Source organism: Limnospira sp. PMC 289.06, from assembly GCF_032350395.1.
Taxonomy (GTDB): domain Bacteria; phylum Cyanobacteriota; class Cyanobacteriia; order Cyanobacteriales; family Microcoleaceae; genus Limnospira; species Limnospira platensis.
The window spans coordinates 1-9400 of record NZ_JARPLC010000155.1 but is presented as its reverse complement, the minus strand read 5'-3'; the positions used below and the strand labels follow the sequence as shown (position 1 = coordinate 9400).

At 45.0% G+C, this 9400-nt stretch carries 9 protein-coding genes; 4 read left to right on the top strand and 5 right to left on the bottom strand.

Features of this window, described 5'->3' with window-relative positions; all coding sequences use genetic code 11:
* Nucleotides 1-925 (top strand): C39 family peptidase (locus P5674_RS21235; protein ID WP_315642993.1); only part of this gene is annotated, 925 nt, incomplete at its 5' end.
* Nucleotides 926-1021: 96 nt separating this feature from the next.
* Here the strand turns inward: P5674_RS21235 and P5674_RS21230 are convergent.
* From P5674_RS21230 to sufB, 4 genes are all read right to left on the bottom strand, one after another.
* A complete protein-coding gene (locus tag P5674_RS21230) occupies nt 1022-2281 on the bottom strand; it encodes a SufS family cysteine desulfurase (protein ID WP_006617208.1) in 1260 nt (419 codons plus the stop codon).
* 135 nt (nt 2282-2416) lie between these two features.
* Nucleotides 2417-3793 carry a Fe-S cluster assembly protein SufD gene (gene sufD, locus P5674_RS21225; RefSeq protein WP_006617209.1) on the bottom strand — a complete coding sequence of 459 codons (1377 nt, stop codon included), beginning with the start codon at nt 3791-3793 and terminating at the stop codon, nt 2417-2419.
* A gap of 3 nt (nt 3794-3796) precedes the next feature.
* A complete protein-coding gene (gene sufC / locus P5674_RS21220) occupies nt 3797-4579 on the bottom strand; it encodes a Fe-S cluster assembly ATPase SufC (RefSeq protein ID WP_006617210.1) in 783 nt (260 codons plus the stop codon).
* 130 nt (nt 4580-4709) lie between these two features.
* Nucleotides 4710-6146: a Fe-S cluster assembly protein SufB gene (sufB, locus tag P5674_RS21215; protein WP_006617211.1), complete on the bottom strand. Its 1437-nt coding sequence runs from the start codon at nt 6144-6146 to the stop codon at nt 4710-4712.
* Nucleotides 6147-6344: 198 nt separating this feature from the next.
* On the opposite strand from sufB, the gene sufR reads away from it, so the two are divergent.
* Both sufR and P5674_RS21205 read left to right on the top strand, forming a co-directional pair.
* Nucleotides 6345-7004, top strand: a complete 660-nt coding sequence (gene sufR, locus P5674_RS21210; RefSeq protein ID WP_014274850.1) for an iron-sulfur cluster biosynthesis transcriptional regulator SufR — start codon at nt 6345-6347, stop codon at nt 7002-7004.
* A 45-nt stretch (nt 7005-7049) separates the two neighbouring features.
* Nucleotides 7050-7427 (top strand): hypothetical protein, encoded by a 378-nt coding sequence (locus tag P5674_RS21205; RefSeq protein WP_006617213.1) that lies wholly within the window; start codon nt 7050-7052, stop codon nt 7425-7427.
* Nucleotides 7428-7448: 21 nt separating this feature from the next.
* On the opposite strand, the gene ruvB is transcribed toward P5674_RS21205, so the two are convergent.
* Nucleotides 7449-8558 (bottom strand): Holliday junction branch migration DNA helicase RuvB, encoded by a 1110-nt coding sequence (ruvB, locus tag P5674_RS21200; RefSeq protein ID WP_006617214.1) that lies wholly within the window; start codon nt 8556-8558, stop codon nt 7449-7451.
* Between the two features lie 39 nt (nt 8559-8597).
* Between ruvB and P5674_RS21195 the strand changes: the two genes are divergently transcribed.
* Nucleotides 8598-9131, top strand: coding sequence for a hypothetical protein (locus P5674_RS21195; protein ID WP_006617215.1), 534 nt, complete (start codon nt 8598-8600; stop codon nt 9129-9131).
* Nucleotides 9132-9400 lie beyond the last annotated feature (269 nt).

The window sequence follows — 9400 nt, the reverse complement described above, 5'->3', positions numbered from 1 at the left end:
GCCAGGCGGTTATTTCGGGTATTGCAACCCTATTTTATGCCTGAACGTCTCGCACCGTCACCAATATTATAACAAAGCCTGTAAAGTGACAGAGTCGCGCCCAATAGCCTCCTCTCCTGCCAATTCAGAACCTGCCAATTCAGAAGCGGCTGTGAAGATTAAATTTATCCACACCACAACCCTCCGCTCCGCCATTGAAGACCTTTCCGAACTCTCAAGCGATCAACAAGTCGAAATTAAAGAACAAAGTGTTTATCCGATTCACTCCTATGCCTACCAAACCGGAGATTACCTGAAATTTGCATTTTTTGGTCAATCATTTAAGGGAAAGAATACTTGGTTTGTTCACAGCAGAGATGTGGAGATATACAATCAGAATCTCCAGATTAAACCCGATAAAATTTTACTACCTGTTCCTTGGTTTCCGCAAACTGACAACTATCGAGATCCAGAAAGAACTTGTAATTCATTGTCTTGTGCCATGTGTTTAGAATATTTCAAGCCGGGAACTTTACTCGGAACCACTGGAGATGATATCTACTTAGAAGTGGTTTTTAAATATGGAGATACCACCGATCATACAGTGCAAACCCAAGCCTTATCAGATTTGGGTTTAAAAAGCACTTGGCACACCGATCTGGATTTTGATGATGTTTATCGAGAACTAGAAGCGAAGCGTCCTGTTGTGATTGGTATTTATCATCGGGGGACGACGGAACATCCTTGTGGCGGTCACATGATTGTTGTCCGGGGGCGCACTGAAAACGGGGATTTTGTTGTTAATGATCCTTATGGTTCTCTTAATGATTGCTACACCGGAGCGGTTGAAAATGGTAAGGGTGCAATTTACAGCAAATATGAAATGACCTATCGTTGGACAGCAGAAGGACCCGGAACTGGTTGGGGCAGACTTTTTCAAGCCTAGGAATTAATGGATTAAGATGGAATCGGCGATTTGATCACCAAGGAGAATCAAATCGCCTGAATTCCAAGGCTTCCATTATGAAGCCCTTAGCTAAGATTAAGACATCTGCTTAAAAAAGGCGATCGCCTCTTTCAACGCCACCACAAAGGCATCAATATCCTCGTGGGTATTGTAAAAATAACAACTCGCCCGCGCCGTAGAATTAACCTTTAGATACTTATGTAAAGGTTGGGTGCAGTGGTGTCCTGAACGCACCGCCACCCCCGAATCATTCAACAGCATTGATAAGTCATTAGGGTGAATTTCTCCCGCTGAAAATGATGCTAATGCCGCCCGTCCTTTACCCTCAGGCGTCGGGGAGGGTCCATACACAGTAATATCGGGAATAGCACTTAATTTATGGAACAAATAAGCCGTTAATTCCTGTTCGTAGGCGTGGATTTTATCCATGCCAATTGTGCTTAAATAATCCAGGGCTGCACCTAAAGCGATCGCCTCCCCAATCGCCGGAGTTCCCGCCTCAAACTTATGGGGTAATTCCCCACAGGTAAAACCCTCTAACGACACCTCCCCAATCATCTCGCCACCCCCTAAAAATGGTGACATCGACTCCAGTATTTCCCGCTTACCATACAAAAACCCAATCCCCGTCGGTCCACACATTTTATGACCCGAACCCACCAACCAATCACAATCAATTTCCTTGACATTTATCGGTAAATGTGGTAAACTCTGGCAGGCATCAACCAACACCTTTGCCCCATATTGGTGGGCAATTTCCGTAATTTCCTTAACCGGATTAATGCAGCCCAAGACATTAGACATTTGTAGGACAGCCACCAACTTAGTCCGAGGGGAAATTAAGCCTTTAAACTCCTCAAAATCAAACTCCTGGTTAGCCGTTAATCCCACATACTTAATCACCGCCCCAGTTTGATTAGCCAACATTTGCCAAGGCACTAAATTACTGTGATGTTCCATCACCGACAAAATAATCTCATCCCCAGCCTGTAGATTTTCCCTCCCCCAAGAATAGGCTACCAAATTCACAGCTTCGCTCGCGTTACGGGTATAAATAATTTCCTGGTAGGAATCAGCATTAATAAACTCAACCACTTTCTGGCGGGCTTTTTCATATTCGTCAGTCGCCTTAGCGCTAAGGGTATGAATACCCCGATGAACATTAGAATTATATCTTTGATAATAGTTTTGGATAGCATCTAAAACCACCTGGGGTTTTTGAGAAGTCGCGGCATTATCCAAATAAACCAGAGGATGTCCGTTTACCTCCTGATGTAGAATGGGGAAATCTCCCCGCACCTTTTCTCCTAGTGTTTTCTCTTTAATAAGTGTCATTTTGTCTAATCCCTAAATCTAGCAATTGTCAACCAGCAACCCTCAAAGCATCCCTGGTAATTCCCCCATCATCAACATAGCAGAGGTGAGGGGAGATAGTTGATTAATCATCAATTAATTTCCCCTTAACCCCCTTTACATTTCCCCTTCGTCAGTGCGACAAGCCACACAACGGGCTAAAATTTGCTGGAGAGAAACCAAAGGCAATTTATCCAAAATTTCCGCCGCAAAAGCATCAATTAACAGGTTCCGGCTGGTTTTTTCATCCAGTCCCCGACTCCGCAGATAGAAAATCTCATCCGCTTCTAATTGGCTCACAGTTGCGCCGTGGGCACATTTGACATTATCAGCCACAATTTCTAATTGAGGCTTCGTATTAACCCGCCCTTTAGCCGATAACAACAGATTACGATTCAGTTGAGTCGCATCAGTCATTTGTGCCGCTTGGGGAACCACAATCCGACCATTAAATATACCATGGGCGCGGTCATCCACAATAGCCTTATGTAATTGATTGATGACACCATGGGGATGGTTCAAAAATACCGCGCTATGGGTATCAGCGACCTGTTGACCATTCACCAGAGTTAAACCATTAAGCTGAGTTTCGGTTCCTGCAGCGGTTTGGTGAATATCGAAGTTATGGCGAGACAATTTCGCCCCCAAACTAATCGCGTTACCAGTATAACGGCTATCGCGCCCTTGGGAAACGACAGTGCGACCAATATGGAAAGATGAAGCCAATTCTCGTTGAAGGCGAGTATGTTGTAATTCCGCATTATCACCAACCCATAACTCCGCCACCGTGTTAGTGAAATAAGGAGTTTTTTGGGTGCGGTCTGAACAACCTAAAATATTCGCCGTCGCGTAGTGTTCAATTACCGTCGCTTTGCTTCCGGGTTCAGCCACAATTAAAAGCCGAGGTTGACTCGTTACTGGCTGGCTGCTACTGAGGGAAATAAACAGCAGATGAATGGGCGTATCAATTACTTGATTTTGGTGAACCCAGACCACCGCCGCATCAGCCAAAGATGAAGTATTTAGGGCGGTAAAAACTTCCTGGCTGTCGGGTTGTTGGGTTAGGTAGTTCCCCAACTTATCCGATAATGGTTTATCGAGTTGTCCTAAATTCCCGACAAATACTCCATCAGGAAGATTATCTAAACAGGACAGTTGAGGGGAGTAAAAACCATTCACAAAAACCAACCTAGTCCCTTTAACTTCCGGTAGGATTAAAGGTGAAATCTCCTCGCGGGAAAGTTCTACCGCCGTGGCGGCTTGAAAAGGCAATTCCAACAAAGCCGAAAGGTCGGTAAATCGCCAATCTTCATGGCGGCGGGTAGGGATAGCTAATTCCTTAACCCAACTGGCGGCATTATCACGAATATTTTGTAACTGTTCGGCAATGTTTCTTTCTAAAGGGAAACTCGCCGGAACCGGAAGGGAACCCGTTACCTGATTAAGTAACTGATTCAAATAGGAAACTTCTGGTTTTTCTTGAATCTGAATCATTAACTACACCCCCACTGTCGCTGCTTCAATTATATCATCATAGCCCTGTTCTTCCAACTCTAGCGCCAATTCCTTAGCACCAGTTTTAATAATTCTGCCATCCGCCATGACATGAACATAATCAGGAACAATGTAATCCAATAAGCGCTGATAGTGAGTAATCACCAGCATGGCATTTTCAGCATTAGCCAATTGATTCACACCATTAGCGACAATTTTCAGCGCATCAATATCTAAGCCGGAATCAGTCTCATCTAAAATTGCTAATTTCGGTTCTAATAAAGCCATCTGCAAGATTTCATTGCGTTTCTTCTCACCACCGGAAAAGCCCTGATTAACGCTACGTTCCAGAAACTCTGGACGCATTTTAACTACTTCTAATTTCTCCTGGATTAAATCCTCAAAATCAAACACATCCAACTCGTCTAAGCCCCGATGTTTCCGTTGAGAATTGTAAGCCACTCGCAGGAAATCCAGATTACTAACCCCAGGGATTTCGATGGGATATTGGAAAGCCAAAAATATCCCGATTAAGGCACGTTCATCAGCTTCTAATTCCAGGAGATTTTGTCCTAAAAATGTGACTTCGCCTCCGGTGACTTCATAAGCCGGATGTCCCGCCAAGATTTTAGAAAAGGTACTTTTTCCCGACCCATTTTGACCCATAATGGCGTGAATTTCCCCGGCTTTAACTTCCAGGTTCAAGCCTTTTAAAATAGGATTACCATCAATGGTAGCGGTTAAATTCTTAACCGACAAAATCACTGGACTGTTTTCTTGAATCATTCTTAACCTCTCAATGTGTGTGTTTGATTTGTGTTAGTGGATGAACTCACCTCATTAGGGGGTTTCCATTGACCTGAGTTATTGACAACTTCCCATCAAAGGTAAACCCCAGACAACGGAAATAGATAGTTTAACCGACAGCGCCTTCTAGTTTGAGACTCAGCAGTTTATCGGCTTCGGCGGCAAACTCCATGGGTAATTTATTAAACACATCTTTACAGAAGCCGCTGATAATCATAGACACAGCATCTTCTTCGGCAATTCCCCGTTGAGTAAAGTAAAACAATTGGTCTTCCCCAATTTTAGAAGTCGAGGCTTCATGTTCAACTTTGGCGGTATTATTTTCGACTTGAATATACGGGAAAGTATTAGCCTGTCCACAGTCGCCAATTAACATAGAGTCGCACTGGGAATAATTCCGCGCCCCGATAGCTTTCGGACCCATTTTGACTAAGCCACGATAGCTATTAGCAGACCGACCCGCCGAAATACCCTTAGAAATAATAGTGCTGCGGGTATTTTTGCCAATATGAACCATTTTAGTTCCTGTATCAGCCTGTTGACAGTTATTGGTGAGGGCGACGGAGTAAAATTCCCCGACGGAATTATCACCGACCAACACACAACTAGGATATTTCCAAGTAATGGCTGACCCGGTTTCTACCTGAGTCCAGGAAATCTTAGAATTTACGCCTTTGCAAAGTCCCCGTTTGGTGACAAAGTTATAAATTCCGCCTTTTCCATCTTCATCCCCAGCAAACCAATTTTGCACGGTAGAATATTCGATGGTGGCATTATCCAAAGCCACTAATTCGACGACGGCGGCGTGTAATTGGTTGGTGTCGAACATGGGGGCGGTACAGCCTTCTAAATAGGTGACAGAACTGCCAGATTCTGCTACAATTAAGGTGCGCTCGAACTGCCCAGATTCACCGTTATTAATGCGGAAATAGGTAGACAAGTCCATCGGACATTTAACGCCTTTGGGAATGTACACGAATGAACCATCACTAAACACGGCTGAGTTGAGGGCGGCGAAGTAGTTATCACCGACAGGAACTACACTGCCTAAATATTTCTCAATCAGTTCTGGGTGGCTTTCTACGGCTTCGGAAATTGAGCAGAAAATTACGCCTTCTTCGGCGAGTTTTTCTTTAAAAGTGGTGGCAATTGAGACACTATCAAAGACGGCATCTACTGCGACATTAGCCAGCCGTTTCTGTTCGGATAGGGGAATCCCTAATTTTTCAAAGGTTTCTATTAAGGTGGGGTCTACTTCTTCTAAACTGCCTTTTTTCTTCTCAACTTTGGGGGCGGAATAGTAGATAATATTTTGATAGTCAATGGGGGGGTAGTGAACATGGGGCCAGGTGGGTTCAGCCATTTTCTGCCACTGCTGATAGGCTCGGAGACGGAAATTTAACATAAATTCCGGCTCATTTTTTTTGGATGATATCAGCCGCACCACATCTTCACTCAGCCCCTTGGGGATGGTGTCGGACTCAATATCAGTGACAAAGCCGTATTTATAAGGCTGGTTGACTAGGGTTTTGACTGAAGCACTCATATATTTTGTGTTCTCTTGTGTTCGTTTGGTTTACGGTCTGATGTCCCGGTCAATCGCCTGGACAAACTCCCACGGGATGGCAGATCCCAAGTCCCACTTCCGGGGACTTAAACAACCTATTTGTTATTTAAGTCTATTTTAGGTTACATTAGCAACAACTGTATTGTCAAAGTCAAAATTTTTTGAATTTTTATGAACATGATGACCACGACCCAACAGCATTCGACTAAGCAGGACATCCTCCAATATCTTCTGAAACGTCATCAGGCTAGGGCTCAGGAACTAGCGGAGGCTCTGGATATCAGTCCCCAAGCCACCCGCCGCCACCTCAAGGATCTGCAGGGGGAGGGGTTGATCAATTATGAGTCTGTACAGATAGGGATGGGACGGCCGCAACATATCTATCGGCTAACGAGCCAGGGACGCGATCGCTTTCCCAATAGTTATGATCAATTTGCAATTTCTTTCCTGGATACTTTGGCTGAAACTGTGGGACCAGAACAGGTTAGCCAGATTTTACACAAACAGTGGCAAAGAAAAGCGATCGAGTATCGCCAACGGGTGGGGACTGGTCCGGTAGGCGATCGCGTGGCTAAATTGGCGGAAATTCGCCAAGCGGAAGGTTATATGGCTGAGTGGTACGCCGTAGAAACCCAAGGGGAGGCCGCCACGGGTGAGCAACGCTATATTTTAACAGAACATAACTGCGCGATTTCTAGCGTGGCTGAGTCTTTTCCCAGTGTCTGCGGCCATGAGTTAGAGATGTTTGCGGCTGTACTATATGATTGTACTGTAGAACGGACTCATTGGCTAGTTAATGGTGAGCATCGTTGTGGTTATCTAATTATTAGTCATTAACGGGATGGCGTTGCCACTTTGTCCAAATAGTATAATTATCTAATTATGATGCAGACAGATCGAGAATTTTTAACCCCAGAAGAAGCGGTTAAGGTAGATGCGGCTTTGTTGTCATCTAAGGAGAAGTTTGCCACCCGTTTGGCGATTTATGCGCTGCGCTGTTTAAGGGAAATTTCCCAGCAACAAGAATGTGCGATCGCCTCGATAACTCCGGACCAAATTACCCAGTGGATTGAGCAGGATACGAACCTCCATGATAAACTAGAAATAGATGGCAGTTTTACCAGCTTTTTTAGTCGGTTGGTTATGTCCTCGATGAAACCCCTCAATCGCATCTCGGAGGAGTTGCAAATACCGGTGGCTAACTTAACAGTTGACCAGGTAGTGGCGGGGTTCGAGAAAGACAGTCAAGTTAAGCGATAAGCCCTAGTTAGGGTGATGTAACTAACTAAATAAAGAAAGCTGTTTTTCTGGTGGTTGATAACCTAAATGTTGCCAAGCCTTGGGGGTGGCGATTCTACCGCGATGGGTACGTTGTAAAAAACCAATTTGCATAAGGTAGGGTTCTTGGACTTCTTCGAGGGTTTGGGCATCTTCGCCGCTGGCTGCTGCTAGGGTTTCTAAGCCGACGGGTCCCCCCTGAAAGTTCTCGATAATGATGCGGAGTAAATGCTGATCTGTCCAATCTAAACCGAGGGGATCTACATTAAATAATTCTAAGGCGATCGCGGCAATTTCTCCAGTAATAGCCCCGGATGCTTTGACTTCCAAATAATCCCTTACCCGTCTTAATAAACGATTAGCAATGCGGGGAGTTCCTCGGGAACGTCGGGCAATTTCTAGGGCTCCTTCGGGAGTAATGGGAGTGGTTAATAGTTTAGCTGTACGGTTGACAATTTGGGCGAGTTCGTCCACTTCATAAAAACGCAAACGTTGGATTAAGCCAAAGCGATCGCGCAAGGGAGAAGTTAAAGCACCGATTCTGGTAGTTGCGCCGACAATAGTAAACTTATTCAGGGGAATGCTGCGCGTCCTAGCACTACGTCCCTGACCAATAGTGATATCTAAACGAGAGTCTTCCATAGCGGGATAAAGGATTTCTTCCGCCATTTTAGAGAGGCGGTGAATCTCATCAATAAACAAAATTTCTCCGGGTTTTTGATTAACCAAAAGTCCGGCAATATCCCTGGGTTTTTCCAAGGAAGGCGCAGTGGTAATTTGGCACTTTACGCCCATTTCTGTCGCCAAAATTAACGCCATGGTAGTTTTACCGAGTCCGGGAGGTCCATAAAGTAACAAATGATCGAGGGGTTCTTGGCGAGACTTAGCAGCGGCGATCGCAATTTCCAGGACTTGTTTAAGATCTCGTTGACCAATATAGTCGGCTAGTTGTTGGGGTCTAATTTTTTCTTCGGGTTTGGGATGGTTTTTTTCCTCGGAGGTGGGTGATGGTATCAGTAGGGACTCGTCGTCTGGTGGCTTGACCTGATAGGTAGATGAAGGTTCACGGGCAGGTTGATTTGGGCGGGAATTGTGAGAAGATATAATTGCCATAGTTATGCAATACCCCAAAACATTTCAATTAGTTTGATCATGATCTATTCTGTCTCAATCCCGGAAAATATTACCTTTGAAGATGCGATCGCCATTACCCAATCTCTGATTGATCAATCCCAAGCCGGAAGCATCTCGGACTCAGATTTGGCGGCGGCTATATCGCAACTGGTCGAGTCGGAAAATGGGGCGAGGGGATTTTTTGTTACCTACCTAACGGATACTCGCCCTATCCCTGAACAAATGACACCAGAGACCCAAAAAGCGTTAGAATCTTCTCCTGAGATAGTCTCGGAGTTATTGGTGAAAAATTTGGCGATGTCCGCCGCCATGGTAGTCTATCATCATCGCCACCAAAATGAGGACATGGCGGCGAGTTCGGACTTAGTGCGATCGCGCTGTATTGAGTTAATTCAAGCCCTGAATTTACCACCTGTCAAATCTTTACTACAACAGCTTCTGGAAACTTCCCAAAGGGGAGAGGGACCCTATCAAGACTTTTTGGAGAGATGGGGATATGATACCGACCAACGAGAAGCGATCGCCGCTTCTGTACATTTAGCGATCGCATAACCTTGTTGGGTGGGTGAAATGCAATGTCACCCAACATTTCACCCGGCTTTGTTGGGTTGCGCTTCGCTTCACCCAACCTACGAACCCAGCATAATTTGTAGGTTGGGTGAAATGCAATGGAACCCAACATTTGACCGAATTTGTTGGGTTGCGCTTCGCTTCACCCAACCTACGAACCCAGCATAATTTGTAGGTTGGGTGAAATGCAATGGAACCCAACATTTGACCGAATTTGTTGGGTTGCGCTTCGCTTCACCCAACCTACGAAC

Bases quoted from the DNA above. Each gene is read 5' to 3' on its own strand.
- P5674_RS21230 (WP_006617208.1), bottom strand. From the start codon at position 2,281: ATGACACTTATTAAAGAGAAAACACTAGGAGAAAAGGTGCGGGGAGAT.
- sufD (WP_006617209.1), bottom strand. From the start codon at position 3,793: ATGATTCAGATTCAAGAAAAACCAGAAGTTTCCTATTTGAATCAGTTA.
- sufC (WP_006617210.1), bottom strand. From the start codon at position 4,579: ATGATTCAAGAAAACAGTCCAGTGATTTTGTCGGTTAAGAATTTAACC.
- sufB (WP_006617211.1), bottom strand. From the start codon at position 6,146: ATGAGTGCTTCAGTCAAAACCCTAGTCAACCAGCCTTATAAATACGGC.
- sufR (WP_014274850.1), top strand. From the start codon at position 6,345: ATGATGACCACGACCCAACAGCATTCGACTAAGCAGGACATCCTCCAA.
- P5674_RS21205 (WP_006617213.1), top strand. From the start codon at position 7,050: ATGATGCAGACAGATCGAGAATTTTTAACCCCAGAAGAAGCGGTTAAG.
- ruvB (WP_006617214.1), bottom strand. From the start codon at position 8,558: ATGGCAATTATATCTTCTCACAATTCCCGCCCAAATCAACCTGCCCGT.
- P5674_RS21195 (WP_006617215.1), top strand. From the start codon at position 8,598: ATGATCTATTCTGTCTCAATCCCGGAAAATATTACCTTTGAAGATGCG.